This window comes from Burkholderia sp. GW821-FHT14F03 (assembly GCF_058803765.1).
Genome location: NZ_JBXAPG010000001.1, coordinates 224,410 through 249,830, shown reverse-complemented (window position 1 = coordinate 249,830; position 25,421 = coordinate 224,410). Strand labels below are relative to the sequence as shown.

Annotated in this window: 26 protein-coding genes; 3 read left to right on the top strand and 23 right to left on the bottom strand. The window is 69.9% G+C overall.

The window, feature by feature from the left end; genetic code table 11:
• Positions 1–19: 19 nt before the first annotated feature.
• The 16 genes from AC1RQF_RS01240 to AC1RQF_RS01165 form a co-directional block, all read right to left on the bottom strand.
• A complete protein-coding gene (locus AC1RQF_RS01240) occupies positions 20–1,189 on the bottom strand; it encodes an acyl-CoA dehydrogenase family protein (RefSeq protein ID WP_492871102.1) in 1,170 nt (389 codons plus the stop codon).
• Positions 1,186–2,001, bottom strand: a complete 816-nt coding sequence (locus AC1RQF_RS01235) for an enoyl-CoA hydratase family protein (RefSeq protein ID WP_492871101.1) — start codon at positions 1,999–2,001, stop codon at positions 1,186–1,188. Before AC1RQF_RS01235 ends, AC1RQF_RS01240 begins: the two co-directional genes overlap by 4 nt.
• Positions 2,002–2,026: 25 nt before the next feature.
• Positions 2,027–3,115, bottom strand: a complete 1,089-nt coding sequence (locus tag AC1RQF_RS01230; protein ID WP_273995905.1) for an NAD(P)H-dependent flavin oxidoreductase — start codon at positions 3,113–3,115, stop codon at positions 2,027–2,029.
• Positions 3,112–4,032, bottom strand: coding sequence for an enoyl-CoA hydratase (locus AC1RQF_RS01225; RefSeq protein WP_492871100.1), 921 nt, complete (start codon positions 4,030–4,032; stop codon positions 3,112–3,114). The genes AC1RQF_RS01230 and AC1RQF_RS01225 overlap by 4 nt, the downstream gene beginning before the upstream one ends.
• Before the next feature lie 8 nt (positions 4,033–4,040).
• Positions 4,041–4,838 (bottom strand): CoA-transferase subunit beta, encoded by a 798-nt coding sequence (locus AC1RQF_RS01220; protein WP_273995901.1) that lies wholly within the window; start codon positions 4,836–4,838, stop codon positions 4,041–4,043.
• 10 nt (positions 4,839–4,848) lie between these two features.
• Positions 4,849–5,739 carry a CoA transferase subunit A gene (locus AC1RQF_RS01215; RefSeq protein WP_273995899.1) on the bottom strand — a complete coding sequence of 297 codons (891 nt, stop codon included), beginning with the start codon at positions 5,737–5,739 and terminating at the stop codon, positions 4,849–4,851.
• A gap of 5 nt (positions 5,740–5,744) precedes the next feature.
• Entirely contained in the window at positions 5,745–6,641 is an 897-nt protein-coding gene (locus AC1RQF_RS01210; RefSeq protein WP_273995898.1) for a VOC family protein, read from the bottom strand.
• Between the two features lie 224 nt (positions 6,642–6,865).
• A complete protein-coding gene (locus AC1RQF_RS01205; RefSeq protein ID WP_492871099.1) occupies positions 6,866–7,282 on the bottom strand; it encodes a type II toxin-antitoxin system VapC family toxin in 417 nt (138 codons plus the stop codon).
• Positions 7,269–7,505, bottom strand: a complete 237-nt coding sequence (locus AC1RQF_RS01200; RefSeq protein ID WP_492871098.1) for a FitA-like ribbon-helix-helix domain-containing protein — start codon at positions 7,503–7,505, stop codon at positions 7,269–7,271. Before AC1RQF_RS01200 ends, AC1RQF_RS01205 begins: the two co-directional genes overlap by 14 nt.
• Before the next feature lie 408 nt (positions 7,506–7,913).
• Positions 7,914–8,141, bottom strand: a complete 228-nt coding sequence (locus tag AC1RQF_RS01195; protein WP_492871097.1) for a hypothetical protein — start codon at positions 8,139–8,141, stop codon at positions 7,914–7,916.
• Positions 8,142–8,213: 72 nt separating this feature from the next.
• Entirely contained in the window at positions 8,214–9,857 is a 1,644-nt protein-coding gene (locus AC1RQF_RS01190; protein ID WP_492871096.1) for a FadD3 family acyl-CoA ligase, read from the bottom strand.
• A gap of 52 nt (positions 9,858–9,909) precedes the next feature.
• Positions 9,910–10,947, bottom strand: a complete 1,038-nt coding sequence (locus tag AC1RQF_RS01185) for a 2Fe-2S iron-sulfur cluster-binding protein (RefSeq protein ID WP_492871095.1) — start codon at positions 10,945–10,947, stop codon at positions 9,910–9,912.
• A 17-nt stretch (positions 10,948–10,964) separates the two neighbouring features.
• Positions 10,965–11,483: a flavin reductase family protein gene (locus AC1RQF_RS01180; protein ID WP_492871094.1), complete on the bottom strand. Its 519-nt coding sequence runs from the start codon at positions 11,481–11,483 to the stop codon at positions 10,965–10,967.
• Positions 11,480–13,240 (bottom strand): FAD-dependent oxidoreductase, encoded by a 1,761-nt coding sequence (locus AC1RQF_RS01175; protein ID WP_492871093.1) that lies wholly within the window; start codon positions 13,238–13,240, stop codon positions 11,480–11,482. Before AC1RQF_RS01175 ends, AC1RQF_RS01180 begins: the two co-directional genes overlap by 4 nt.
• Before the next feature lie 10 nt (positions 13,241–13,250).
• On the bottom strand, positions 13,251–14,444 hold the full coding sequence (locus AC1RQF_RS01170) for an acyl-CoA dehydrogenase family protein (RefSeq protein ID WP_273995891.1): 1,194 nt from the start codon (positions 14,442–14,444) through the stop codon (positions 13,251–13,253).
• A 70-nt stretch (positions 14,445–14,514) separates the two neighbouring features.
• The gene (locus tag AC1RQF_RS01165; protein WP_273995890.1) at positions 14,515–15,654 is read right to left on the bottom strand and encodes an LLM class flavin-dependent oxidoreductase; all 1,140 of its coding nucleotides are present in this window, start codon (positions 15,652–15,654) and stop codon (positions 14,515–14,517) included.
• A gap of 258 nt (positions 15,655–15,912) precedes the next feature.
• On the opposite strand from AC1RQF_RS01165, the gene AC1RQF_RS01160 reads away from it, so the two are divergent.
• Entirely contained in the window at positions 15,913–16,263 is a 351-nt protein-coding gene (locus AC1RQF_RS01160) for a VOC family protein (RefSeq protein ID WP_273995888.1), read from the top strand.
• 260 nt (positions 16,264–16,523) lie between these two features.
• On the opposite strand, the gene AC1RQF_RS01155 is transcribed toward AC1RQF_RS01160, so the two are convergent.
• Positions 16,524–17,459, bottom strand: a complete 936-nt coding sequence (locus tag AC1RQF_RS01155) for a LysR family transcriptional regulator (protein WP_492871092.1) — start codon at positions 17,457–17,459, stop codon at positions 16,524–16,526.
• Positions 17,460–17,806: 347 nt separating this feature from the next.
• Between AC1RQF_RS01155 and AC1RQF_RS01150 the strand changes: the two genes are divergently transcribed.
• Positions 17,807–18,949, top strand: coding sequence for an HPP family protein (locus tag AC1RQF_RS01150; RefSeq protein ID WP_273995885.1), 1,143 nt, complete (start codon positions 17,807–17,809; stop codon positions 18,947–18,949).
• 90 nt (positions 18,950–19,039) lie between these two features.
• Here AC1RQF_RS01150 and AC1RQF_RS01145 read toward each other — a convergent pair whose 3' ends face one another.
• The 6 genes from AC1RQF_RS01145 to AC1RQF_RS01120 all read right to left on the bottom strand — a co-directional run bounded on the left by AC1RQF_RS01145 (position 19,040) and on the right by AC1RQF_RS01120 (position 24,461).
• Positions 19,040–20,050 carry a M14 family metallopeptidase gene (locus AC1RQF_RS01145; protein ID WP_273995884.1) on the bottom strand — a complete coding sequence of 337 codons (1,011 nt, stop codon included), beginning with the start codon at positions 20,048–20,050 and terminating at the stop codon, positions 19,040–19,042.
• Positions 20,051–20,082: 32 nt separating this feature from the next.
• Positions 20,083–21,270, bottom strand: coding sequence for a pyridoxal phosphate-dependent aminotransferase (locus tag AC1RQF_RS01140; protein ID WP_492871091.1), 1,188 nt, complete (start codon positions 21,268–21,270; stop codon positions 20,083–20,085).
• Between the two features lie 61 nt (positions 21,271–21,331).
• Positions 21,332–22,027, bottom strand: coding sequence for an ABC transporter permease (locus tag AC1RQF_RS01135; protein ID WP_273995882.1), 696 nt, complete (start codon positions 22,025–22,027; stop codon positions 21,332–21,334).
• A 37-nt stretch (positions 22,028–22,064) separates the two neighbouring features.
• Positions 22,065–22,781 carry an ABC transporter permease gene (locus AC1RQF_RS01130; protein ID WP_492871090.1) on the bottom strand — a complete coding sequence of 239 codons (717 nt, stop codon included), beginning with the start codon at positions 22,779–22,781 and terminating at the stop codon, positions 22,065–22,067.
• A 31-nt stretch (positions 22,782–22,812) separates the two neighbouring features.
• A complete protein-coding gene (locus tag AC1RQF_RS01125) occupies positions 22,813–23,610 on the bottom strand; it encodes a transporter substrate-binding domain-containing protein (protein ID WP_492871089.1) in 798 nt (265 codons plus the stop codon).
• A gap of 65 nt (positions 23,611–23,675) precedes the next feature.
• Positions 23,676–24,461 carry an ABC transporter ATP-binding protein gene (locus AC1RQF_RS01120; RefSeq protein WP_443111506.1) on the bottom strand — a complete coding sequence of 262 codons (786 nt, stop codon included), beginning with the start codon at positions 24,459–24,461 and terminating at the stop codon, positions 23,676–23,678.
• 259 nt (positions 24,462–24,720) lie between these two features.
• Between AC1RQF_RS01120 and AC1RQF_RS01115 the strand changes: the two genes are divergently transcribed.
• Positions 24,721–25,377, top strand: a complete 657-nt coding sequence (locus AC1RQF_RS01115) for a TetR family transcriptional regulator C-terminal domain-containing protein (protein WP_273995876.1) — start codon at positions 24,721–24,723, stop codon at positions 25,375–25,377.
• The last annotated feature ends 44 nt before the right edge of the window (positions 25,378–25,421 follow it).

Below are 25,421 nucleotides of genomic sequence, written 5' to 3'. Positions count from 1 at the left end.
ATAGGATGGTGGGGCGCGGCTACGCGCGCGGCATGCCGAGCATCCGTTCGGCGATGATGTTGCGCTGGATCTCGTTGGTGCCCGCGTAGATCGGGCCGGCCTGCGCGAACAGGAAGCCGTCGAGCCAGTGGCCGAGCACCGCGTGCTGCCCGGCCGTCCGCGGGACGATCCCGCCGTGCGCGCCGAGGATGTCGAGCGCGGCCTGGTGCATGCGCAGGTCCAGTTCCGACCAGAACACCTTGTTGGTGCTCGACTCCGCGCCGATATGGCCACCCTTGCGCAGCCGGCTCGCGGTGGCGTAGGTCGACAGCGCATAGGCCTGCGCATCCATCCAGGCGGCGGCGACGCGCTCGCGCAGCGCCGGGTCGCGATCGGCGCTGCCGCGGTGCGCGAGATACAGGTCGCGCAGCGCCTGTGCGGTGCGCTGGAAGCGCGCGGGCGAGCGCAGCATCAGCCCGCGCTCGAAGCCGGCCGTCGCCATCGCGACCTGCCAGCCCGCGCCTTCCGCCGCGAGACGATGGTCGACCGGCACGCGCACGTCGTCGAAAAAGATCTCCGCGAAGCCCGTCTGTCCGTTGAGCTGGCGGATCGGCCGCACCGTGATGCCCGGCGCGGACAACGGCACCATCAGGAAGCTCAGGCCGCGATGGCGCGACGAGCCGGGATCGCTGCGGAACAGCCCGAACAGCCAGTCGGCCCACACCGCGCGGGTCGACCAGATCTTCTGGCCGTTCAGCACATATTCGTCGCCGCTGCGCAGCGCCGTGGCGCGGATCGCGGCCATGTCCGAACCCGCGTTCGGCTCCGACCACCCCTGCGCCCACACGTGCTCGCCCGCCGCCATCGCGGGCAGAAAACGCGCCTTCTGCTCCGCCGTGCCGACCTCCATCAGCGTCGGGCCGAGCAGGAACAGGCCGTTCTGGTTCACGCGCATCGGCGCGTCCGCGCGCCAGTACTCCTCCTCGAAGATCAGCCACTCGATCAGGTCGCAGCCGCGCCCGCCCAGCTCGCGCGGCCAGGTGACCATGCTCCAGCGGCCCGCGTGCAGCGTGCGCTCCCAGGCGCGGTGCGCGGCGAAGCCGGCCTCGGTATCGAAGCTCGGCAGCCGTTCGCGCGGCGCGTGGGCCGCGAGCCAGTCGCGGATCTCCGCGCGCAGCGCGCGCTGCCCGGCGGTATAGGTCAGGTTCATGTACGCGCCTCCGCCACCGGTGTCGACGCCGGCTCGCCGAAGCGCGCATCGCGCTTCTCGACGAATGCCGCGCGCGCTTCGGCCGAGTCCTGCGTCAGGTACGCCTGCAACGTGAAGCCCTGCTCCCAGCGGTACTTGTCTTCGAGATCGCCGTCCTCGACGCCGTTCAACGCCTCCTTCGCGAGCCGCAACATCGCGGGGCTCTTCGCGCCGATCCTGCGGGCGAGCGCGAGCGCCGCGTCGCGCAGCGCGTCGCGCGCCACGACCTGCTCGATCGCGCCGAGCCGATACGCCTCGGCCGCATCGATCATGCCGCCCGTGAAATACAGGGCCCGCGTCTTCTGGATGCCGAACAGGCGCTGCAGGTGGGCGCCGCCGCCCATCGCGCCGCGGTCGATCTCCGGGACGCCGAAGCGCGCGCAGTCCGCCGCGACGATGATGTCGGCCGCGCCGCAGATGCCGATCCCGCCGCCGAGCACGAAGCCGTGGACGGCCGCTATCACCGGCTTCGGATTGCGGTGCAGCGCGCGGAAGGTCCGGTGGTTGCCCGCGTTGACCGCCACGATCCGGCCCGGATGCGCGGCCAGCTCCTTGATATCGACTCCCGCGCAAAACCCTCGCCCCTCGGCCCGCACGACGATCACATGCACCTCGTCGTCGGCGCCGAGCGCGTCGAGCGCCTGCGCGAGCGCGTGCCAGCCCTGCGCGTCGAGCGCGTTGACGGGCGGATGCGCGATCACGAGCTCGGCGATGCCGTCGGCGCGGTCGATCCGGAACGGCGTAGCGCCGGCCGCGTGCTTGGACTCCGTCATCTGTTCCGTCTCCCGGTCAGGTCGTTCAAGTGTCCTGTGTCGCCGCCGAACCGCGCAGCACGGCCAGCGCATCGAGCCGTGCGGCAGCGTCCGCGACGATCCTCGCGATCAGCGCATCGCACGATTCGAGCGCGCCGATCATCGCCGCCGCCTGGCCGCTCGGCAGCACGCCTTCGTCGGGCACGCCCTCGACGATGGCGCGCCGGATCAGGAACGGCGCATTCGCCGCCATCAGCGTCTGGCTCACCGTATAGTCGTGCTCGCGCAGCGCCTTGAGCGCCAGGCCGAGCATCTGGCCTGCACCCAGACCGCTCTGCCGCCTCCATGCCTGCGCCGTCCGCAGCGCGTACAGCGCGCGGCGCAGCGGGCCGAAGCGTTCGAGCGTCGACAGGCACGGGTTGTCGATCATGCGTTGCGGCAGGCCGTCGAGCGCGTCGGACACGCGGATGCGCGCCGGATCGCCGACCGCGAGGTAGCGCTCGAGCGTCGCGCGCGGCACCGGCGAATCCGCGCTCATCAGGAAACGCGTGCCCATCGCGATGCCGGCCGCACCGTACGCGAGCGCCGCCGCGAGCCCGCGCCCGTCGAAGAAGCCGCCGGCCGCGACGACGGGCACCTGCACGGCGTCGAGCACCGTCGGCAGCAGCAGCGTGGTCGGCACCGGGCCGGTGTGGCCGCCGCCTTCCGCGCCCTGCACGGTCACGATGTCCGCGCCGAGTTCGACCGCCTTCGCCGCGTGCTTCGGCGCGCCGACGGTCGGCATGCAGACGATGCCCGCGCGCTTGAAGCGGCGGATCGTGTTCGCGTCCGGGCCCCGGCCATAGCTCACCGCGCGCAGCCGGTGCTTGATCGCCAGATCGACGAGCTGCTCCGCGTTCTTCTGGAACAGGTGGAAGTTGATGCCGAACGGCTGCTCGGTCAGCGACTTGACCTTCAGGATCTCGGCCTCGACATGTTCGGGTTCGAGCGTCGCGCCGGCCAGGAAGCCGAAGCCGCCCGCGTTGCTCGTGGCCGCGACGAGCCGTGCGTCGGCAACCCAGCCCATCGCAGTCTGCACGACCGGATGGCGGCAGCCGAGCAGGTCGCAGAGCGGCGTGTGGAGCGTCAGGCTCATACGGCGGCCGGCCCGATCGCGGCCGGCGCGCGCGCCTCGCCCTCGGACGCGCCGCCCGGTTCGCGCTGCGAGCGGGCCATGCTGCGCGCGTCGTGGCCGCCGAGGCGATCGCCGCTGACCAGCTCGTTGTGCGCGTGGGCGAAGTGATGCCAGGCGAACGCGGCATCCATCGCCGCGCGCTTGCCCTGCAGTTCCTCGACGTGGTTCAACGCTTGCTTCGTCAGCGCGAGCCCGAGGCGCGGCATCGTCGCGATCCGCGCCGCAATCGCATGGGTCGCGTCGCGCAGACGCTCGCGCGGCACCACGCGATTGACCATCCCCATCTGGTAGGCGCGCTCGGCCGGCATCCGCTCGCCGAGGAACAGGAATTCCTTCGCGATGCGCGGATTCAACTCATAGGCGTGCGCGAAATACTCGACGCCCGGAATCCCCATCCGCACGACGGGATCGGCAAAGAATGCGTCTTCCGACGCGACGATCAGGTCGCACACCCACGCCAGCATCAGTCCGCCCGCGATGCATGCGCCCTGGACCATCGCGATGGTCGGCTTCGGCAGATCGCGCCAGCGGCGGCACATGCCGAGGTAGACCTCCTGTTCGCGCGCATAGAGGAACTCGCCGCCCTCCTTGCCGACGTGGTCGTACCACAGCGACGTGCGTTCGAACGATTCGTCGATGTCGCGGCCGGGCGTGCCGATGTCGTGGCCGGCCGAGAAATGCTTGCCCGCGCCCGCGAGCACGATCGCCTTCACCGCGTCGTCGTGCGCGGCGCGCCGGAACGCGGCGTCGAGCGCATAGGTCATCTTCGCGTTCTGCGCGTTGTGATACTCGGGGCGGTTCATCGTGATCGTCGCGATGCCCTCCTCGAGCGCGTAGCCGACCACACCGTCGGCGAACCGGGATTGCGCGCCTTCCATGTCGGACCTCATCCCCGGCGCGGCGCCGGATTGCCGCGCACGATCGCCGCGCGCAGGTTGTGCGGATCGAGCGCGCGGACGATGCGCAGATCCTCCGCATCCGGCGCGGCCGTCGCGCCCAGTTCCGGATGCGCGGCGAGTTCGAAGCCCGTCGCGTCCTGCACCTCGTCGAAGCTCACGCCCGGATGCAGCGAGCACACGCGGATCGCGTGGTCGGGGCCGCCGAAATCCATCACGCACAGATCGGTGACGATGCCGCGCAGGTCGACGAAGGTCCTCATGCCGGGCAGGCGGCGCGCCGGGTTGTAGCCGATCGTGCAGACCATGTCGACCTCCCCCGCCACGAACGTGCGCTTGCCATGACCGCTGACGAAGAACGAATTCGCATGGCTCGTCGAATTGCCGGGGAAGCCGCGTGCGCCGAGCAGTTGGGTGGCCGGGCGGGCGGGGTCGCCGCCGAGCCGCGAGATGTTCGCCTGGCCGAAGCGGTCGATCTGCGTCGGCATCACGAGCGCATGGCGGCGCCCGTGCCACAGGCAGTCGAACACGCGCTCGTAGGGCATCCAGCCGCTCGCCTGTACGCGGTAGCCGTCCGGGCGCGGGCCGAGCGGCACGGGAGCCTCGACCAGATAAGCCTCGCCGTCGGTCAGCATCAGGCCGCCGTTGTACGCGAGGCGCGCGAGGCCGGCCGCCAGCCGGGGCCCCGTGCCGATCCCCGTCGCCAGTACTTCGCCGTCGCCGCGCCAGAGCCGCGCGGCGGCGACGATCATCAGTTCCGCGAGGGAAAGGTCGAGAGAATCGCTCACAGACGCTCCTTTACAGAATCGGCAACGGCAGCGCCGTCACGTGCGACAAGCCGCCTACACCGTCCAGGTACGCTCGTTCGTCCCGGCCCACCACGTCGCGCACATAAGCGGCGGCCCGCGCGTCGTCCTCCGCGCTCGCGCAGTACGCGCGCAGGTGCGGCAGATCCCAGCCGTAGGCCGGCCCGCACGACGTCGGATGCGCGCCGCCCGGCGCGTGAACCACGCCCGAGACGAGCGAGCGCTCGAACGGGCTGCGGCGCGCGCCGTCGAGATCGTCGCTCGCGAGCGACGCGTCGAGCACCTCGGTCGAGACGTAGCAGCGCGTCGCGGCGCGCGCCATCCAGGCATCGAAGAACGGATCGGGGCCGTCGATGCGCGTGTTGCCCATCCGGTCGGCCGCGTTCACGTGCAGCAGCGCGACGTCGAGTTCGATGGCCGGCATCGCGATGAGCGTCTCGCCGTCGTCATAGGGCGACCGTATCGTGCGCAGCCGCGGCGCGTGATCGAGCAGCGCGGTGCCAAGCCCCACGCGCGTCGGCAGGAACGGCAACCGCGCCGCCGCCGCGCGCAGGCCGAGTTGCAGCATGCCCTCGTCGAGTTCGAACACGTCGATGCGACCCTGCTCGCGGGCGCGGCGGAAATGCGGTTCGAGCGGGATCGCGTCGAGCGACACGAAGCCGAATACGACCTTGCGGATCTTGTCCGCCGCGCACAGCAGGCCGACGTCGGGCCCGCCGTAGGCAACGATCGTCAGCGCCTTCAGCCCCGAGCGCGCGATCTCGCGCACCAGCGCCATCGGCTTGCGCCGCGGCCCCCATCCGCCGATGCCGATCGTCATGCCGTCGGCAAGCTGCGCGACCACGTCGCGCGCGGACATCGTCTTGTCGAGAGGTTTCATCATGCGCGTCACCGGTATCCGATGCTGAAGTCGTGGCCCCACTGGCTCACCTTGGTCGCTTCGAACACCGAATGCCGAGGCCAGTCGACCGTCAGGCCGCCGAAGCCGTACTCGAGATCGAAGCCGCCGGGCGTCTTCATGTAGAACGAGATCATCTGGTCGTTGCAGTGCCGCCCGAGCGTCGCGGACAGCTTCACCGCGTGCGCGGCCACCCGGTCGAGCGCGCGACCGACCTCGTCCACCGAATCGACTTCTGCCATCACGTGCACGCAGCCGGACGGCACGGCCATCTCGAACAGCCCGAGGCTGTGGTGGCGTGCGTTGCGGCAGTGCATGAAATGGATGCGTTTCTCCGGTTCGGCCGGATCGGTGGTGAATTTCACACGATAGAGGTCGGACAATTCGAAGCCGAGCACGCCGCGCACGAACGCGTCGGTCGCGTCGAACTGCGGCGCGGGCAGCACCGCGTGGCCGAGCCCCATGTCGCCCGTGACGAAGCGCGACACGCCGAGCGGCGATGCGAAGCGGCGGAAATCGCAGCGCGCGCCCCAGTACAGCTCATGACGATTGCCGGACGGATCCGCGCACCACGCCATCGCCTGCACGCGGCGCAGCGCGGCTTCTGCGCGGGACGCGCGCCCGACCTCGACGCCCGCTCGCTGCAACGCCGCGCAGGCGGCGTCGAAGGCGGCGCCGTCGGGCAGTTCCCAGCCCGACGCCTGGTAGCGGTCGACCGGGCCCGGCACGATCAGATAGCGGAAATCGCGTTCGTCCATCTTCAGGTACAGCGCGCCGTCGGGTGCGTCGAGCGCCTGCATGCCCAGCACGTCTTCCGCGTAGCGCCGCCACGCGTCGACGCGCGTCGCCTCGACGACGACATAGCCGAGCGCTCGGACATCGATCATGTCTACCTCCTCCTCGTTCGGAATCCGGTGTTCGTGAAAGGATTCTGGCCGGTCGGGGAAGGCGTCACATCGTCTGTTGGGACGAGGCGCGGAGGGGGAGCGGGACGAACCGCGTGCGTGATCCGGAAGAGCCGGGACACGGTGGGGCGAGCGGCCGGACGCCCTGGGCGGGCATGGCGCGGCATGCGCACGGCGGCGCGCCGGACAGGCGCGCCGTCGCAACGCTACGCGAACGGATTCAGCAGCCTGACGCCGGTCGCCTCGAAATCGGCGGTGTCGCGCGTGACGACGGTGAGATCGTTGATCAACGCCGTGGCGGCAATCAGCTTGTCGAGTGCGTTCTCCGGATGCCGCGAGCGCAGTTTCCCCCACAGCTGGGCAACCTCCGAATCGACCGGCAGGATGTTCGACGCGTAGTCGGCCAGCATCGCCGTCAGCCAGGTCTCGAGCGTCGAAGGCTGCCGGTGATCGCCGCGATGGCGGATCATGTCGACACCGCGCCGCAACTCGGACACCGTCACGACCGAAAGATAAAGGGCGCTCGCATCACGCTCGGCTTCCCGGAAGAATGCCCGCACGCCCGGATCGCTTCGCTTGCCCTTTCTGATTTCGCTGATGATGTTCGTGTCAAGTAAAAACATGCCCGCCCTCGCCCGAATCCTGCACGCGCGCGAAATCCGCGTCCTCGCCAACCTTGGGCATGCTCGCCAGCACTTGCGCGAACGTCCTCCGCTTCGGCCCGCGAAGCGCATTCGCGAGAATGGCCCGATGTTCGGCTTCCGCGCTCCGGCCATTCGCCGCCGCCTGCTCACGCAGGCTCTGAACAATATCGTCGTCCACATTACGCACCAGTAGATTTGCCATAAGCCCTCCCAGCCAGATTGATATCAATGATATCGATGTGCCGATGAAATGCAAGCATTGATATCATCGGTGTCGTAACAACGCACGCGTCGGTCGGCGCACGCATCACGGCATGTCACATGCAGCGGCTGGAACCCTTCACCCCGGACACATCAGGTTGCTGTCCAATCACGAAGGTAAGCTTCGGCCACGGCCCAGGAAAGACTGCCGATCGGCCAACGCCGAGCGCAGCGCGCGGATCGGTCCCGCGCACCGGGATCGCCGACGATGAAGTCGAAACCCGACGGATGCCATGCGCGCCGCATCATGCGGCAAGTCCCGCCTTCGATGGGTGGCGCGTTCAGAAATGGCCGATGTGCAAGGGACGGCCTCGCGCCCGGGAAAGCCGCAAGCATGGGCACATCGCGATCAGGCGCGCTGCAACCCACGCCCGCCCGGCACATTCAACCGCTGCCCGCTGATGCGGGCGGCCCATGCGAGCGCATGGGCGCGGTCATGCGCCCCGATCACAGCCGCAAGCGCGGCACCAACCTGCGCGGGATCGCCCACCTCGAGGCCATGCGTGGTGACCTCGACACCTTCGCCGCGAATCCCACGGCTCCCCGGCCCCGGGTGATGACCGAGCGCGACCGTCAAGCCCGCGCCGCTGCCGCCCAAGGCCCATGCCGCGCCCGGCGCGAAGCCACCGCCGTCCGCCCGCTCCTACCCTCATCCCGTTCGATCGCGCGCCCGCGCCGCGTCTTCCGCCGGATCGCCGTCCGCCGGATCGCCGTCCGCCGCCGCGCCGTCCAGCGCGCGCAGCCGGTACTTGAGCACCTTCCCCGCCGCGCTCGTCGGCAGCCGCTCGACGAACGTGAAGCGGCGCGGCACCTTGTAGTTCGCCATGTTGCGCCGCGCCCAGCCGGTCAATTCGTCCGCGCTCGCCGACGAACCCGGCCGCAGCACGACGTACGCATGCCCGACCTCGCCCAGCCGCGCGTCCGGCGCGCCGACCAGCGCGACCTGCGCGATCGCCGGATGCGCGGCCAGCAGCCGCTCGATCTCCGCCGGGTAGCAGTTGAAGCCGCCGACGATGAACATGTCCTTGATCCGGTCGGTGATCTTCAGATTGCCGTTCGGATCGACGCAGCCCAGATCGCCCGTGTGCAGCCAGCCGTCGGCGTCGATCGTCTCGCGCGTGGCGGCCGGCTGGTTCTCGTAGCCGCGCATCACGTTGTAGCCGCGCAGCCAGATCTCCCCCGTCTCGCCTGCCGCGCGCACGACCCCGCCCGGCCCCGCGATGCGCAGCTCGACGCCCGGCATCGGCCGGCCCGACGTGGCGGCAACCGTCTGCACGTCGTCGTCGCGCCGGCACAGCGTCGCGAAACCGCACGATTCGGTCAGGCCGTAGCCCGTCAGCACCGTCTCGAAACCGAGTTCCGTGCGCATCCGCTCGATCAGGCTCGGCGCGATCGCCGCCGCCCCCGTCACCGCGATCCGCAGCGACGACAGATCGTGCGCATCGCGCTCGGGCGCGTCGAGCAGCGCGTAGTACAGCGTCGGCGGCCCGGGCAGCACCGATACGCGCGCCTCGGCGATCCGGCGCAGCACCTCGCCGGGCTGGAACGCGGGGTGCGGCAGCACCGTCGCGCCGCTCGCCAGCGCGGCGAGCCAGCCGGCCTTGTAGCCGAACGTGTGGAAGAACGGATTGACGATCAGGTAGCGGTCCTCGCGGCGCAGGCCCGCGATCCGCGCCCAGGCCTGCACGGCGCGCAGATTCTGGCCGTGCGCGGTCACCACGCCCTTCGGACGGCCCGTCGTGCCCGACGTGAAAATCAGGTCCATCTCGGTGTCGGGGGTCACCCTCGCTTCGCGTGCATGCACCGCCTCGGGCGGCGTGTCCGCGGCGCGCGCGATGAACGCGTCCCAGGTTTCGTCGAGCGCACCGGCCGGCGGGGCATGGTCGAACACGACGATGCGTTCGAGCGCCGCGGGCCGATACGGTTCCAGCATCTCCGGATACGATTCGCCGAGGAACATGCCGCAGCAAAACAGCAGCCGCGCGCCGCTGTCGCCCAGGATGCCGCCGACTTCCCGCCCCCTCAGCCGCGTATTGACCGGCACGAGGGTCGCGCCGACCGTATGGACAGCCAGCGCGGCGACGATCCAGCGCGGCAGATTCGGCGCCCAGATCGCGATCCGGTCGCCCGCCTCGATGCCGTGTGCGATCAGCGCGCGCGCCGCCTCGCGGCGGGCCGCGTCGAGCGCCGCGTAAGTCAGCCGGCCGTGCTCCGATTCGATCGCCGGATGCGCGCCGTGGCGCGCGGCGGCCCGCGCAATCAGCGCGGGCGTCGTCAGGATGTCGTTGTCCATCGTCTCGTGCGTCGCCGCAGGAATGCCGCGCGCGCCCTCGGCGCGCCGCGGCTCAATCGGGAAACACCACGCGCAGCACATCGCTTGCGGGCCGCGCGCAGCAGGCCAGCGTCCAGCCGCCCGCCAGCTCGTCTTCGTCGAGCACCTGATTGCCGTCGAGCGCGACCGCGCCGCGCTCGACCCGGCACATGCACGCGCCGCACTGCCCCTGGCGGCACGAATGGGGCGCCGGCACCCCCTCGCGCAACATCGCCTCGAGCAGCGTTTCGCCAGGCGCGCAGCCGAACGCGAACGACTCGCCGTCGAGCAGCGCCTCGACCGCCGCGCCCGCGCCGTCGCGCGGCGCGGCCGTCGCGCCGGTATCGGCCCGGGCCGACGCATCGGGCAGCGACGCGAAGCGCTCGACGTGCACGCGCGCCCGCGGCAGCCCGTGTCCGAGCATCGCGGCCAGCGCGCTCTCCATGAACAGCGGGGGCCCGCAGATGAACGTCTCCTGCAGGCTGAACGGACGAACCAGCTCCTCGAGATGCCGCTGCTGCGGCACGCCCTGCACGCTGTCGAGCCAGTGGATCACGCGCAGCCGGCCCGGATGACGCTGGGCAAGCCGCTGCAGTGGGTCGCGGAAGATCACCGAGCGCTCGTCGCGGTTCGCGTAGATCAGCGTCAGCATCCCGCGCCCGTGCACGAGCGCCGCCTTCAGAATCGACAGCACGGGCGTGATGCCGCTGCCGGCCGCAAGCAGCAGCAGATCGCCGTCGAGCACGCGCGGCGTGAACACCCCCGCCGGCGGCAGGACGTCGAGCCCGTCGCCCGCGCGCACGCGATCGCACAGCCAGTTCGACGCGCGCCCGCCCCGCACGCGCTTGACCGTGATCTTCAGCGCCGCGTCGACGCCCGGTGCGCTCGACAGCGAATAGCAGCGCGCGACGCCCGGCTCGCCGCACGGCACGTTCAGCGTCAGGAACTGGCCCGGCCGATAAGCGAACGCGTCGCGCGACGCGGCGGGCACCTCGAACACGAACGACCGCGCATCGTCGCTCTCGACGATCACCTCCGCGACGGTCAACCGGTGAAAACGGACCTCGCTCATGGACGGCTCGCCGCCCTTCACGCGGCCGCGCGGCTGACGGGCCCGCCGGGGGCCGTATACACACCATCGAGATAAACGAGCGGATCGACGTCGCCACTCATTCGCACCTCGCGGATCCGCCCGATGAACACCGTATGCGTGCCGTACACGAAGCGGCCGTCCTGCTCGCAGACGAGGCTCGCCTGCGCATCGCGCAGATACGGCACGCCATGCGACGACACCTGCCAGTCGCCGCTGCTGAAACGCGCCTCGCCCTTCAAGCGCCCGCCGCAATCGATCGCGAGGTCTTCATGGCGCGCGGACAGCACGTTCACGCAGAATGCCGCGCCCGCGTCGAGCGGCGGGTGCAGCGACGCGTCGCGATTGACGCAGATCAGCAGCGACGGCGGATCGGTCGACAGCGAATCGACCGCCGTCGCGGACATCGAGTAGCGCCGGCCGTCGTGCGCGCTGCTGATGACCGTGACGGAACGCGCGACGCGCCGCATCGCGAGCAGCATGTCCGCTCGCAGGGGATGGCTGGTGAGATCGGTCATGATCGTGCTCCGTCGAGTTCCGTTGCGGCCGGCCGCTCCGAGCGGCCGCCGGTGTCGGCCGCCTGCGCGGCCAGGTGATCGGCGGCGATCATGCCGAAGGTCATCGCCGGGCCGAGCGTCGAGCCCGCGCCGGGATAGCTCGCGCCCATCACCGATGCGCTCGTGTTGCCGATCGCGTAGAGGCCGTCGATCGGCATGCCGTCGTCGCGCAGCACGCGGGCCTGGGCGTCGGTGACGAGCCCGCCCTTCGTGCCGATGTCGCCCGCATCGAGCCGCACCGCATAGAACGGCGCTTCATCGAGCGGCGCGAGGCACGGATTCGGCTTGACCCGCGGGTCGCCGTAATACGTGTCGAACAGGTTGTCGCCCTTGCCGAAGGCTTCGTCGATGCCGGTCGCGGCAAAGCGGGCCATGTCGCGCAGCGTCTCGCGCAAGCCGGCGGCATCGACGCCGATCCGCTCGGCGAGCGCACCGATCGTGTCGGCCTTCACGAGCACGTCGCGAAACGCTTCGGGAATCCGCGCATCGGGCATCATCGAGGCCGGCATGATCGGCCCGCAGGGGTACTTGCGGCGAAAGCGCGCGTCGAACACCATCCACGCGGGCACGCTCGCGCCCGTCCTCGCGTGGTCGCGATACATCGCCGGCACCAGCTCGGAATACGGCGCCGCCTCGTTGACGAAGCGCCTGCCGCGCCCGTTGACGATCACGCAGCCCGGCAGATTGCGCTCGACGAACAGCGCGCGCGGGTTTTCCTCGCCCGCGACGCCGAGCGTCGGCGCGCCCCATACATGCTCCATCAGCGCGAGCGCCCCCCCGAGCCGATGGCCCTCGGCGATCGCGTCGCCCGTGTTGGCGGGCGGCGTCGCGCTCCAATGCACGCGGGTCGGCTGCGGCAGGTAGCGCTCGCGCATCGGCTGGCTGCGCTCGAAGCCGCCCGCGGCCAGGATCACGCCGCGCCGCGCGACGATCGTCACCGGCCGGCCCGCCCGCTCGACGCGCACGCCCGTCACGCGGCCGTCGGCGTCGAGCAGGTCGCGCATCGGCGTGTCGAGCCAGATCGGCACGCGGCGGTCGAGCAGCGCGCGGCGCAGCCCGCCGATCAGCGCGTTGCCAAGCGTCAGGCGTCGATCGCGCCGCGAGCGGCGTCGCGCCCCGAGGTCGAGCCAGTAGCGGCCGAACTGGCCCAGCGCGAGCGTCATGAACCCCGAGCCGCGCGAGAACAGCACATGCGCTTCCTTCGCCGTCACCGCGACCCGTCCGCCGATCAGCGTGCCGGGTGACGGCGGCCGCAGCCGCTCGAATTCGTCGCCGAGCAGCGCGCCGTCGAACGGCAGCGGATCGAGCGAGCGGTAGCCCGGCATCGCGCCCGGCAGCTTCTGGTAATAGTCCGCATACTTCGGCATCGACTGGTAGCGGACCGGCGTTTCCGCCTCGAGGTAGCGCAGCATCTCGGGCGCGCGGTCGAGGTAGGCGTCGAGCTTGGCGGCGGGCGTCGCGCCGGTCGTGCAGGCGTCGAGATAGCGGCGCGCGGCCGCCCGCGAGTCGGTCGCGCCGAGTTCGTCGATATGGTGGTTGCACGGGATCCACACGCCGCCGCCCGATACCGCCGAGGTGCCGCCGTACAGCCCCGTCTTCTCGATCACGACGACCGAGAGGCCGCGATCGGCCGCGCGGCAGGCCGCGAGCAGCGCCCCCGCGCCGGAGCCGACGATCACGACGTCGAACAGGTTGGGTTGCGCTTGCGCATCGTTCATCGCGGCCTCGTCAGATGAAGAAATCCACGTTCTCGCGGCCGAGCGTCACCGCGCCGAGATTCTGGCCGAAGCGGTCGACGTTGTTCGCGTAGTGCGCGCGGGCCGCGTGCAGGTCGAGGAAGCGGCGCGCCAGCGGATGACGGTGATAGATGCCGTTGCCGCCTGCATAGCGCAGCAGCGCGTTGGCGGCCTGCGCGCAGCGCTCGGCGACCTGCGCGGCCTGATAGCGGAAATGCACGCGACGTTCGATCGAGACCGCCGGACCGCCGCTGACCGACGCCATCAGCTCGGCGAAGTTGCGCTGCAACAGCACCTGCATCTCGTCGATCGCGACGGCGGCATTCGCGCACGCATGCTGCGCGCCCGGATCGTCGGCCGTCTTCGCGCCGCTGTTCGCCGAGACGCGCGTCGCCGCGTCGGCGACGAACGCGTCGAGCGCCCCCTGCAACGCGCCGATGCACGACGTGCCCACCGCCCGCACGAAAATCTGCGCGAACGGCAGCCGGTAAAGCGGCGCGTCGTTGACGGCGAGGCCCGGGCTCGTCGCCATCATCCCGTCGATCGCCTTGTGCGTGCGGTAGGCCGGCACGAATACATCCTCGACCACGATGTCGTGGCTGCCCGTCGCGCGCAAGCCGAGCACGTCCCAGTTCCGCTCGATCCGGTAGTCGGCCTTCGGCAGCAGGAAGGTCCGGTATTCGGGCGGCCCGCCCTCCTTCTCGGACGGCGTCAGCGCGCCGAGAAACACCCATTCGCACCACTCGCTGCCGCTCGAGAACTTCCAGTGGCCGGACAGTCTGAACCCGCCGTCAACGGGCGTCACGCGGCCGACCGGCATGTAGGTCGACGCGATCAGCGTGGCCGGAGCGTCGCCCCAGACCTCCTGTTGCGCGCGCGGATCGAACAGCGCGAGCTGCCAGTTGTGCACGCCGACGACGCCGTACACCCACGCCGTCGACATGCAGCCGCGCGCGAGCCGCATCTGGATGTCGAAGAAGACCTGCGGATCGAGTTCATGGCCGCCGTAGCGCTTCGGTTGCAGCACCTTGAAGAAGCCGGCGGCCTGCAGGTCGGCGATCGTCTCGGCGGATAAGCGCCCCTGTGCTTCGGCCTGCGCGGCGCGGCCGGCCAGCACTGGCGCGAGCACATCGGCGCGCGCGGTCAGCACGGCGGTCAGCGCGTTCGAATCGTTGTCGCGATGCACGGATGTCTCCTGTTGCGGTTGGATCGACGGTCGAGGTTCGACGCCGCCCCGCTCGGGGCGACCCGGCGCGTCACGCGTACGCGCGCTGTTCCTTGCCGGCGAAGAACGGAATCACGTGCGCGCCGATATTGCGGATCGTCTCCATCTGCGCTTCGTGCGGCACCGTGCCCATCTGGCACAGGAACAGCACCTCGTCGACGCCGGCTTCCTGGAGGCGGCCGACGTAGCCGATGCAGTCGTCCACCGTGCCGTAGGCGTGATTCGGGTTCATCAACGCGAGCGCGGGATCGGCGAAGTTCACCACCACCTCCTCCGATGCGAAGCGCGAGCGGATCACCATCTCGCCCGTGTCGGCCCGCACCAGGTCGTCCCCCCAGGTCGCCGGATCGGGGCGCTCGCCGCCCGTGTACCAGTACGCGAGCGACTCCATGAAATAGCGCTGGCCGCGAATGCCGATCTTGCGCGCCTGCTGGCCGTCCGTGAGCACGATGGTCGGGCACAGCGCGGCGAGGTGCCGGGTCGGGCGGAAGCCGACCTGATCTTCCGGGCGGCGGCTCGCCCACGCTTCGCGATAGACCGCGTTCTTCTTCGCGACCTCGTCGGGGCCGCCGAAGCCGAGCACGAGCGCGCCCATGCCGCGCTGGCCCGCGCGCCGCAGCGTGTCCGTGTTGGTGCAGGCGAGATACATCGGCGGATGCGGATCCTGGAACGGCTTCGGGTGGATCGGGCGCTTCGGGATCTTGATGTACGCGCCGTCGTGTTCGATCTCGTCCTGCACGAACATCTTCGGCACGAGGTACATCGATTCGTCGATCATCGGCTGCAGCTGATCCAGCGCGTAGCCGAACGCGCCGGCCTCCTGCTGGCTGCCGCCCTTGCCGACGCCGAAATGCACGCGGCCGCCCGACAGGATGTCGAGCATCGCGACCCGCTCGGCCACCTTGATCGGATGATTCATCGCGGGCGGCAGACACACGACGCCGTGACCGAGACCGATGCGCGTCGTCCGCCCGGCCAGGTACGCGAGGAAGGTTTCCGGCGCGCTCATGTGCGCATAGTGGGTCAACGACGTGTGCTCGACGCACCAGATCGTGTCGAAGCCGACCTGCTCGGCGAGCAGTGCCTGTTCGACCGTCTCCTTGAATACACGATGGTCGCCTTCGCGCGAGGCGTCGGTCGTCTGGGCTTCGTAGATGAGGGAAAACTTCATTGCGTGCGTCTCCAGATAGGATGGGCGGGGCGCGCGGGCCGCCCGCTCGATGCGGACGAATGGGACATTCCACGGATGGGAGTGTCGGCGCGCGGCCCCGGAGCGGCATCGTCTGTTTGGAGTAAGGACGCGCATGCGGAGACAGAGGGCTTTTCCCCTCGTCCGCCTGGATCGTGCGATGGAGCGGACGGTGCGCCAGCATCGATCGGCGGCGTCCGGCGGTCCGCGTCGGACGCGTCGCGGCAATGGAGGCAACGGATGAGGATTTCGATGCTGCTGTATCCGGTCGACGACATCGACACGGCGCTTCCCCTGTTCGTCGACGGGCTGGGCCTGAGCGTGAGGCTTCGCGACGGCGGCCGCTATTGCGCGCTCGACGGCGGCCCGCTCACGATCGCGCTGGTGGCCGGCGCGGAGCGCATCGTCGAGCGCGCGGCCCTGGTGCTGCGCGTCGACGACGGAGACGATCTCGGGCTGGCCGTCGCGCGGATCGTCGAGGCCGGCGCATCGGTGCGCGTGCCCGTGCAGGCAGGGCCGCACGAAACCCGCGCGGTGCTGGAGGATCGCAATGGCGCGCTGCTCGTGATTGCGCAGAAACGCAGCGCTTGAGTGCGGAGGCGCGCGGCCGCCCGCGCGTCATGCCGGACTGCCTGAGACGTGCGAAGGCCGCGCAGGCGCGCCGGACGAGCGAGCCGCGCGGCCGCCCGCGCGACGCATTCGAAGCCCGGCCGCGCCGGCAAGCCCGCGCGCAAGGTTCACGGCCGCCGGCCGCGGCTCACCGCGATCGCATCGATGTGACGCCGGCGAACGCGGTTGCCGGACCGGCCCGGCCATCCCGGAAGCCGCCTCGCCACGCGTGCGGCGATAGCCTACTTGAGCCGCTCGAGTTCGCGCAGGTCGGCCTCGAGCGCGGGCGTCAAGGTCGTACGCAGGTGATCGAGGAACGTCCGGATCTTCGCATCCAGATAACGGCGCGTCGCGTACACCGCGTAGACGCTCAGCGTATGCAGCCGGTAGTTGGGCAGCACGCGGATCAGGCGACCCGCGCGAATGTCGTCGATCGCGCTGTACAACGCGATCGAACCGATGCCGCGCCCGGCGCGCACCGCGACGGCCAGCGCGTCCGGCACGTTCACCTGGAACGGCCCGTTCGGCAGCTCGTACAGCATTTCCTCGCCGTCGCTGCGTTCGAGCCGCCATTCGCCGCCCGGCGAAGCCGGCGTATCGAGACGCAGGCACACGTGCTTCGGCAGATCCTCGGGCGAGGTCGGCGTGCCGTGGCGCGCCAGATACTCGCGCGAGGCGACCAGCACGCTGCAGCTGGTGCCGCAGGTCTGCGCGACGTAGCCGGAGTCGGGCAGCTGCGACGCCGACACGATCGAGACGTCGTAGCCCTCCTCGATCAGGTTCGGCATCCGCTGCGCGAGCGTCAGCTCGACCGAGACGTCGGGATTGTCTTCCTGGTAGCGCACGATCGCCGACACCACGTGGCTTTGCCCAAGCCCCGTCATCGCATGGATGCGCAGCTTCCCGCTCGGCCGCAGCAGCGCGTTGCGCGCCTCGGCATTCGCATAGTCGATCTCGGCCAGGATCGACTTGGCCCGCTCGAAGTAGCGCTGGCCGCTCTCGGTCAAGCCGAGGTGGCGCGTGGTCCGATGCAGCAGGCGGGTCTGCACATGCGCTTCGAGGTTCGAGACCGCGCGCGACACCTGGGCGGTGGTCGCATCGATCTCCTTCGCCACCGCGGTGAAACTGCCGGCTTCGACGACGCGCACGAACAGGCGCATGTTTTCGAGCATGTCCATGAATTAAGCTGAGGAATCAAGTGGGGAAAGCGGCGCGCGCGGCGCGGCAGAGGGATGGAATCGCCGAGCGGATGCCGGGGCCGGGGCGCGGACACGGGCGGAGAATAGGCATCGGGGGCGGCAATTCATCAATTTGTAAAAATCGGTAGGCCGGAATTGTACGCCGATGCGGGCCGGAACGCTCACCGTCAGGCCCCCTCGGCCCGTTTCCTCGCACCGCTTCGGCGCCCGAACAGTGCGCGCTTGAAGGTCGACTCGAACCCGGACGCGGCGAGGTATATCACAATCGCATATAATTCGCGCTTCCTGCGGCTCGTCCGCGCTTCGTCGTCAGCCGACCGTCAGCCTTGTCTCGCTCCCCGTTCGCTCCGCATCGCCTCCCACCCTGGCTCCGCGGCTTCGCGCCGACACCGGTCACCCTCAGCGGGCGCGAACGCCTGCGCTCGTGTGTCGGCGCGTTCGCCGGCATCGCCTGTGTCGGCCTCCTGATGCGCTGGCTGCCCGGCATCCCGAGCAGCGTGCCCCTGCTCGTCGCCCCGATGGGCGCCTCCGCGGTGCTGCTGTTCGCCGTTCCCGCCAGCCCGCTCGCGCAACCCTGGTCGATCATCGGCGGCAACCTGGTCGCGGCGCTGGTGGGCGTCGCTTGCGCGCGCTGGATCGGCGATCCTGTCGCGGCGGCGGCGCTTGCGGTCGCCGTCGCGATCGGCGCGATGTTCGCATTGCGCTGCGTGCATCCGCCGTCCGGCGCGGTCGCGCTGACCGCCGTCCTGGGCGGCCCCGCGGTGCACGCGCTCGGCTTTCGCTTCGTGCTCGAACCGATCGCGTTGCAGTCGGCCGTGCTGCTGTGCGCGGCGCTCCTCTATCACGCGCTCACCGGCCATCGCTATCCTCATGCCGCGGCGGCATCCCGCCCCGCCCCGGCAGGCGCCGCGTTCACCCGGGCCGACCTCCATGCGGTCCTGCAACGCCGCACCGAGTGGATCGACGCCGCCCCCGACGATTTGGAGGCGCTGCTGCGGGACGTCGAACTGCAGGCGTATGCCCGCACGTTCAGCCAACTGTCGTGCGCCGACATCATGTCGCGCCCCGCGCTCGGCATCGCCGCCGACACGTCCGCGGCCGCCGCGCTGAAGCTGTTGAACCGGCATCGCATCAAGGCGCTGCCGGTGCTCGATGCCGCTCGCCGGGTAATCGGGATCGTGACGCGCGCCGATCTGTCGAGGTCCGCTGCGTTCGGCGCATCCGGCACGCCGCCGGGTCGGCCCCGCGCGGACAAACGGGCCGCGCCGGCCGCTCGCGACGTCATGAGCCGTCCCGTGCGAACCATGCCGCTCACCACGCCGATCGCCGAACTCGTGCCGCTGTTCGCGGATCAGGGCCACCATCACATTCCGATCGTGGACACCGAGCAGCGCCTCGCGGGCATCGTGACCCCGGCCGATCTGATTACCGGCCTGTACCGCCAGGCGCAGCTCAGGCCCGCCGCCTGAAACGCGGGCACGAAAGCGCTCGGCTGCCGGTTGGTATTTTTAATTTCCCACCGGGTATCCGGACCAACCGCCGCGCTGTGATTGCGCCGCTCAGGGATCCAGCACACCGCCCGACCACCCTGCCGACACGCGTGCGCCCGTCAGCTTCGCCACGACGTCGCCCTGCGCGACCAGCCGTTCCCGGCTACGCGTGACGATGCGCCCTGCCTGAGGCGCGATCAGCACGTGCTCGCTGCCGGGCACGCCCGGATGCGCGACGATGCGCGCGATGCGCTCGCCGGCATCGACTGTCGCGCCCAGCGCGCGTTCATGGACGAGCACGCCCGAGGCGGGCGCGAGCACGGTCTCCATGTGCGCGATCGGCACTGCCTCGCCCCGCCAGTCGCCGGCGTCGGACAGCCCGGCGATCACGCCGCGCCCGCGCAGGAACGCCAGAAGGCCGTCGGCATCGCGCTCCGCGAGCGCGTCGGATACGTCGGACTGGCCGCGCAGCTCGACCGTGGCGACGAGCCGGTCGCGCATCCCGCCCTCGCGCGCCCAGTGCGCGGCGACCGCTCCTTCGAACGCGCCGTCGTCGTCCCGGTCCCACAGGATCGCGATCTCAGCCCCGAGCGACGCCGCGAGATCGCGGCCGGCCGGCCACAGGCTGCGATGCAGGTAGACGTAGGGCAACGCTTCCGAATCGGTATGGAGGTCGAGCACGATGTCTGCGTCGCACGCCGCGCCGAGCAGCACGCGCTGCCACGCGGCGAATGTCGTTGCCGGCCGCCGCGACGCGGCCGATTCGTGGAAATGCCGGTTGAAGTTGCGATGCGTCGCGTCGTGGAAGCGGCCGAGCAGGCGCCCCTGCCGGAACTGCGCGAGCCCGAGCGGGTTGGCCTGCGGCACCACCGTCACCGTACCGCGCAGCACGCCGCGATCGTGCGCCGCCCTCAGCTGCGGCAGCAGCCGGTGCAGCACGAGCATCCCCGCGATCTCATCCGCATGCACGCCGGCCTGCAAATGCACGCGCGGCCCGTCGCCGCCCCTCAGGCGCCATGCGCGGATCGCGAGCGGCTGCCCCGCATCGCCTGGCACCTGCCACGTCAACGTTTCGACCATCGTGCTTCGCGCGTCCAGTCCGGCGCCGCCGCTCAGCGCCGCGCGCGGACGTCGAGGCTCGCGACGAATGCCGCGACGCGATCGCACGCGTCGGCCAATTGCGCCTCGTCGACGACGAAACCGAACCGGACGAAGCCCGAGGCCGCTTCGCCGAACGCGCTCGCGTCGAGCAGCGCGACCTGCTTCGCGCGGAACAACTGCCACGTGAACGCGTGCGCGTCGAGCCCCGTGCCGCGCACGTCGACCATCGCGAACATCCCCGCCTCCGGCACCAGGCAGCGCAGGCCGGGCACATCGCCCAGGCGGCCGCATACGAGGTCGCGGCGGCGGCGATAGCACGCCCGCATGTCCGCGACGATCGCGGCCTTGTTGTCGAGCGCCGTGATCGCCGCCTGCTGGATGAAGCCCGGCAGCCCGTACAGCATGCACAACGCGAGCCGCTCCGCGTGATCGATCAGTTCGGTCGGCCCGATCGCCCAGCCGACCCGCCAGCCCGGCATCGCATGCGACTTCGACAGGCTGCCGATCGTCACCGTGCGCGCGGCCATGCCGGGCAGCGATGCGATGCTGATCATCTCGCGCTCGAACGTCAGCTCGCCGTACACTTCGTCCGAGACGACCCATAGATCGTGCTCGCACGCGATGCGCGCGATCCGCTGCAGGTCGTCGCGCGTCATCACGACGCCGGTCGGATTGCACGGCGTCGCGAAGAAAATCGCCTTCGTGCGCGGCGTCACGGCGGCTTCCAGCGCATCACCGTCGAGCCTGAAGCCGGCCGACGCGTCGACCGGCACCGGCACGAGCGTCGCGCCCGATGCGCGCACGCTCGCCTCGTAGGTCAGATACATCGGCTCGGGCACGATCACCTCGTCGCCGGCCTCGCACAGGCACATCGACATGGCGAACAGCGCGTTCTGCGCGCCGGCCGTCACGATCACCTGCTCCGGGCCGACCGTCTGGCCCGCCGCCTTCACGTGCTCGCGCGCGATCGCCGCGCGCAGTTCGGCGCGGCCGCGCACTTCGCTGTAGTGCGTATCGCCGCCGCGCAGCGCGGCCACCGCGCGCTCGACGATCACGTCGGGCGTCGGGAAATCCGGGTCGCCGACGCTCAGCACGATCGCCGGCTCGCCGGCCGCCAGCGCCTTCTGCGCCGCGTAGTGGATGTCCCAGGCCGTCGTGCGCCTGCCCTGCAGGCGGTCGACCCGCGCCGAATAGTTCATGCGTCCTCCTTCGAGCGGGGCCGCCCGGCCGCCGCCTGGTTCATGTCTTCGCGTCCTTGCCTCAGCGCGGCATGCGCGCGGGCACGCGCCGCTCGAGCCGCCCGAACGCACGCTCGATCACGAATGCGAGCGCCACGTAGATCACCGCGATCGTGAGCAGCGGCTCGTAGGTCCGCAAGGTTTGCGCGCGGATGTAGTTCGCGGCGCCGAGTACGTCCATCACCGCGACGGTCGACGCGAGCGCCGTCGATTTCAGCAGCATCACGGTCTCGCCGGCCAGCGTCGGCAGCAGGATCTGGATCGCGCGCGGCAGCCACACGCGCCGCGCGATCATCGATGGCCGCATCCCCATCGCGCGCGCGGCCTCGATCTCGCCCTTCGGCACGCCGCGCAAACCCGCGCGCAGCACTTCGCCGACATACGCGCCGACGCTGATCACGAGCGCGGCCGCGACATACCAGAAGCCGTCCCGCAGGAACGGCCACAGCACGCTGTCGCGCAGCGCGGGCCAGCCCGCGAACAACGAACCGAGCCCGTAGTAGATCAGGTAGATCTGCACGAGCAGCGGCGTCCCGCGAATCAGCTCGGTGAAGCCCTTGCTGAGCCGCGCGACGACGGGATTCGGCGACAGCCGCGCGAACGCGACCGCAATCGCGAGCCCGAAGCCGAACACGGCCGAGATGACGAGCAGCTCGACGGTGGTCAGCACGCCGAGCAACAGCAGCGACGCATACGATGACACTACGCTCAGATCCATGATCTTGGCCCGAATCGATGAAGGGAAGCGGCGCGGCTCAGGACGCGGGCATCCAGCGGCCGAAGCGGCGCTCGATTTCGCGAAACAGCACGCCGGACAGCGATGTGATCACGAAGTACACGGCCGCGACCACCAGGTAGTAGTGCAGATACTCGCGCGTCGATCCGGCCGCCTGCTTCGCTGTGTAAAGCAGCTCGTTGTAGCCGACCACGCTGACCAGCGCGCTGTCCTTCACGAGGATCAGCCACAGGTTCGCGAAGCCCGCGAGCGCGTACGGCGCCATCGCCGGCAGCGTCACGCGCCGGAACACGAGGGCCGGCGGCGCGCCGAACGCGCGGCCGGCCTCGATCTGGCCGTACGGGATCGCGAGGATCGCGCCGCGGATGATCTCCGCCGCATACGCGCCCTGCACGATGCCCAGCACGATCACGGCGGCCGCGAAGCCGTTGACCGAGACGGAGCCGCCGCCGAGCGCCGTCAGCGCGAGATTGATCGCGTCGGTCCCCGCGTAATAGAGCAGCAGGATCAGCAGCAGCTCGGGCACCGCGCGGCACAGCGTCGTGTAGCCCTGCGCAATCCGTTCGAGCGCGCGCACGCCGGACAGCTTCGCCGCCGCGCCCAGCAGCCCGAGCACGATGCCGACGATGAATGCGCCGACTGAAATCTGCAGCGTCACGCCTGCGCCCCGCAACAGCGCGACGCCCCAGCCGTCCGGGTCCATGCCGAGATCGCTCACCCATCCCCAACCGTCCATGCCGCCTCCTCGTTCGTGCGCCGCGTGCGCGTCAGTGCGGCCAGAGATCGATCGGGAAGTACTTCTTCGAGATCTGCGCGTACTTCCCCGACGCATGCAACTGGTCGAGCGCCTGATCCATCTGCCGCTTGAGCGGCGCATCGGCCTTGCGCAGGCCCGCGCCCACGCCGCTGCCGAAGATCGCGGGATCCATCTTCACGCTGCCGGGGCCCTTCAGCTCGAACGCCGAGCCGTCCTTCGTCTTGAGGAAATCGAGGATGCCGAGCCGGTCGAGATACGTCGCGTCGATCCGGCCCGCCACGAGATCCGCGTTGCAGTCGTCCTGCGTGTTGTAGAGCCGCACCGCCGCGGCATTGCCGTACGCCTGCTTGATGAATTCGGCGTTCGCGGTCGAGCCCTGCACGCCGATCACCTTGCCTTTCAGGCCGTCGGGCGTCAGCGTGAGCTTCGTGCCCTTCTGCGCGACGAAGGTGCCCGGCGTCTCGTAATACGGCCGCGAGAACGCAATCACCTTCTCGCGCTCGGGCGTGATCGACATCGAGTTGAAGATCACATCGATCTTGTCGCTGAGCAGCGCCGGGATGATGCCGTCCCACGCCACCTCCTTGATCTCGCATTTGGCCTTCATCTGGTCGCACAACGCGCGGATCAGGTCGGCCTCGAAGCCGCTCCACTGACCGGTCGGGCTTTTCATCAGGAACGGCGGATAAGGTTCGGCGGCGACGCCGAAGCGCAACACGCCGGATGCCGCGTGGGCGGAACCGAGCGGGGTCAATGTCGCGAGGGCGAAACCGGCGAGGCACAGCAAACTGCGGACGACACGTTTCATGGTCGAACTCCTTCGGGGGAACAGTACGGATCGATCAGGTCGGCTGTGCGGGCCACACCCGTGGCTCAGTGGCGTTGCCGGTGCGCGTTGACGAACTGGCGACAACGTTCGCTCTGCGGCGTGTCGAAGATCTCGGCCGGCGTGCCGCTCTCCTCGACCCGGCCGTCGTGCAGAAACAGCACCTTGCTCGATACGTCGCGTGCGAACGCCATCTCATGCGTGACGAGGATCATCGTGCGACCTTCGCAGGCAAGATCGCGGATCACCTTCAGCACTTCGCCGACGCGCTCCGGATCGAGCGCGGACGTCGGTTCGTCGAACAACATGACGGTCGGACGCATCGCGAGCGCGCGCGCGATCGCGACGCGCTGCTGCTGTCCGCCGGACAGAAAGGCCGGATAGACGTTGCGCTTGTCGGCGAGGCCGACGCGTTCGAGCAGTTGCTCGGCACGCGCGACGGCATCGGCGCGCGCTTCGCGCAGCACATGCACGGGCATCTCGATCACGTTTTCGAGCACCGTGCGGTGCGCCCACAGATTGAAGCTCTGGAAGACCATGCCGAGCCGCGTGCGGACCCGCTCGACCTGGCGGGGATCCGCGGGCGTCATGCGCCCCTTGCGATCGAGCTTCAACCCGATCTCCTCGCCGTCGACGACGATCCGCCCTTGCGTCGGCGTTTCAAGGAGGTTGATGCAGCGGAGCAGCGTGCTTTTGCCCGATCCGCTTGCGCCGATCAGCGAGATCACCTCGCCCTCCCGCGCGCTCAACGACACGCCCTTCAATATTTCCAGCTCGCCGAACCGCTTGTGCAGGCCGCTCACCTGCACACGCGCCTCGACGGTCGACTTCACACTCTCCACCCGCGCCAACATGCTGTCTCCTGTGTCGAACTCTCGCGCCCGTTCCATGTGAAATTGCGGCGTTTCATTGAATGGCCGACCAACCTCATGCGGGTTCGAGCATAGGCCCTGTTGAACAGATTTTCAACAGTTTTCAAAAAACCCGGAACGAGGGTTTTCGCGGGTCTGCCATGGGCCGACCCATTGCAATTGAACAAACGTCCGACACTCCCCTATAATCTGTGCCAGGACGATTTCGTAAGGTCACTCCATGAGAAAAACACCTGACACGGTGCCGGTTCCGACCCACAGCCGCGGCATCCGGGAAACGCCCGCGGTGCGCCAGCAGTCGATCATCGATGCAACGATGCGCTGCATCGCGCGCTACAGCTATTCCGAAACCACGATCGACCGCATCTGCGCGGAAGCGAAGGTGTCGCGCGGGCTGATCAACCATCATTTCCAGTCGAAAGACGAACTGATGGCGCAGACCTACAAGCGGCTGGCAGCCGACCTGCTCGACGTGTCCCGCGCGGCCGCCGCGAACGCGGCCGGCCCAGAGGAAAAGCTCGACGCGATCATCCGCGTATGCTTTGCCGCGCCCGTGTTCGCGCCGAAGAACGTGAAGGTCTGGCTCGGCTTCTGGAGCGTCGCGCATAGCGACCCCGTGATCCGCAAGGCGCACAAGGAGTTGTACAGCAGCTACCGGCAAGCGCTGAAGAAGCTGTTCGAGCAGATCGCCGAAGGCCGCGGCGGCAGCGTCGACAGCGATCTCGCGGCGCTGACGCTCACCGCCGTGATCGACGGCTTCTGGCTGGAACTCGCGCGCGACCCGACGTCGTTTTCCGCCGACGAAGCGCTGACGAGCTGCCTGCGCGTCGTCGATACGTTCCTGCCGCCGCCGAAAACGGCGCGCAAGCGCGCGTGACGCGCCGCGGGCGCCGGTAACGCCCGACGGCGTCACCCCGCGCA

Bases quoted from the DNA above. Each gene is read 5' to 3' on its own strand.
- AC1RQF_RS01140 (WP_492871091.1), bottom strand. From the start codon at position 21,270: ATGAACTATTCGGCGCGGGTCGACCGCCTGCAGGGCAGGCGCACGACG.
- AC1RQF_RS01200 (WP_492871098.1), bottom strand. From the start codon at position 7,505: ATGGCAAATCTACTGGTGCGTAATGTGGACGACGATATTGTTCAGAGC.
- AC1RQF_RS01240 (WP_492871102.1), bottom strand. From the start codon at position 1,189: ATGAACCTGACCTATACCGCCGGGCAGCGCGCGCTGCGCGCGGAGATC.
- AC1RQF_RS01125 (WP_492871089.1), bottom strand. From the start codon at position 23,610: ATGAAACGTGTCGTCCGCAGTTTGCTGTGCCTCGCCGGTTTCGCCCTC.
- AC1RQF_RS01115 (WP_273995876.1), top strand. From the start codon at position 24,721: ATGAGAAAAACACCTGACACGGTGCCGGTTCCGACCCACAGCCGCGGC.
- AC1RQF_RS01235 (WP_492871101.1), bottom strand. From the start codon at position 2,001: ATGACGGAGTCCAAGCACGCGGCCGGCGCTACGCCGTTCCGGATCGAC.
- AC1RQF_RS01155 (WP_492871092.1), bottom strand. From the start codon at position 17,459: ATGGACATGCTCGAAAACATGCGCCTGTTCGTGCGCGTCGTCGAAGCC.
- AC1RQF_RS01165 (WP_273995890.1), bottom strand. From the start codon at position 15,654: ATGAAGTTTTCCCTCATCTACGAAGCCCAGACGACCGACGCCTCGCGC.
- AC1RQF_RS01175 (WP_492871093.1), bottom strand. From the start codon at position 13,240: ATGAACGATGCGCAAGCGCAACCCAACCTGTTCGACGTCGTGATCGTC.
- AC1RQF_RS01215 (WP_273995899.1), bottom strand. From the start codon at position 5,739: ATGATGAAACCTCTCGACAAGACGATGTCCGCGCGCGACGTGGTCGCG.
- AC1RQF_RS01190 (WP_492871096.1), bottom strand. From the start codon at position 9,857: ATGGACAACGACATCCTGACGACGCCCGCGCTGATTGCGCGGGCCGCC.
- AC1RQF_RS01135 (WP_273995882.1), bottom strand. From the start codon at position 22,027: ATGGATCTGAGCGTAGTGTCATCGTATGCGTCGCTGCTGTTGCTCGGC.
- AC1RQF_RS01185 (WP_492871095.1), bottom strand. From the start codon at position 10,947: ATGAGCGAGGTCCGTTTTCACCGGTTGACCGTCGCGGAGGTGATCGTC.
- AC1RQF_RS01145 (WP_273995884.1), bottom strand. From the start codon at position 20,050: ATGGTCGAAACGTTGACGTGGCAGGTGCCAGGCGATGCGGGGCAGCCG.
- AC1RQF_RS01210 (WP_273995898.1), bottom strand. From the start codon at position 6,641: ATGATCGATGTCCGAGCGCTCGGCTATGTCGTCGTCGAGGCGACGCGC.
- AC1RQF_RS01180 (WP_492871094.1), bottom strand. From the start codon at position 11,483: ATGACCGATCTCACCAGCCATCCCCTGCGAGCGGACATGCTGCTCGCG.
- AC1RQF_RS01205 (WP_492871099.1), bottom strand. From the start codon at position 7,282: ATGTTTTTACTTGACACGAACATCATCAGCGAAATCAGAAAGGGCAAG.
- AC1RQF_RS01130 (WP_492871090.1), bottom strand. From the start codon at position 22,781: ATGGACGGTTGGGGATGGGTGAGCGATCTCGGCATGGACCCGGACGGC.
- AC1RQF_RS01230 (WP_273995905.1), bottom strand. From the start codon at position 3,115: ATGAGCCTGACGCTCCACACGCCGCTCTGCGACCTGCTCGGCTGCCGC.
- AC1RQF_RS01160 (WP_273995888.1), top strand. From the start codon at position 15,913: ATGAGGATTTCGATGCTGCTGTATCCGGTCGACGACATCGACACGGCG.
- AC1RQF_RS01225 (WP_492871100.1), bottom strand. From the start codon at position 4,032: ATGGAAGGCGCGCAATCCCGGTTCGCCGACGGTGTGGTCGGCTACGCG.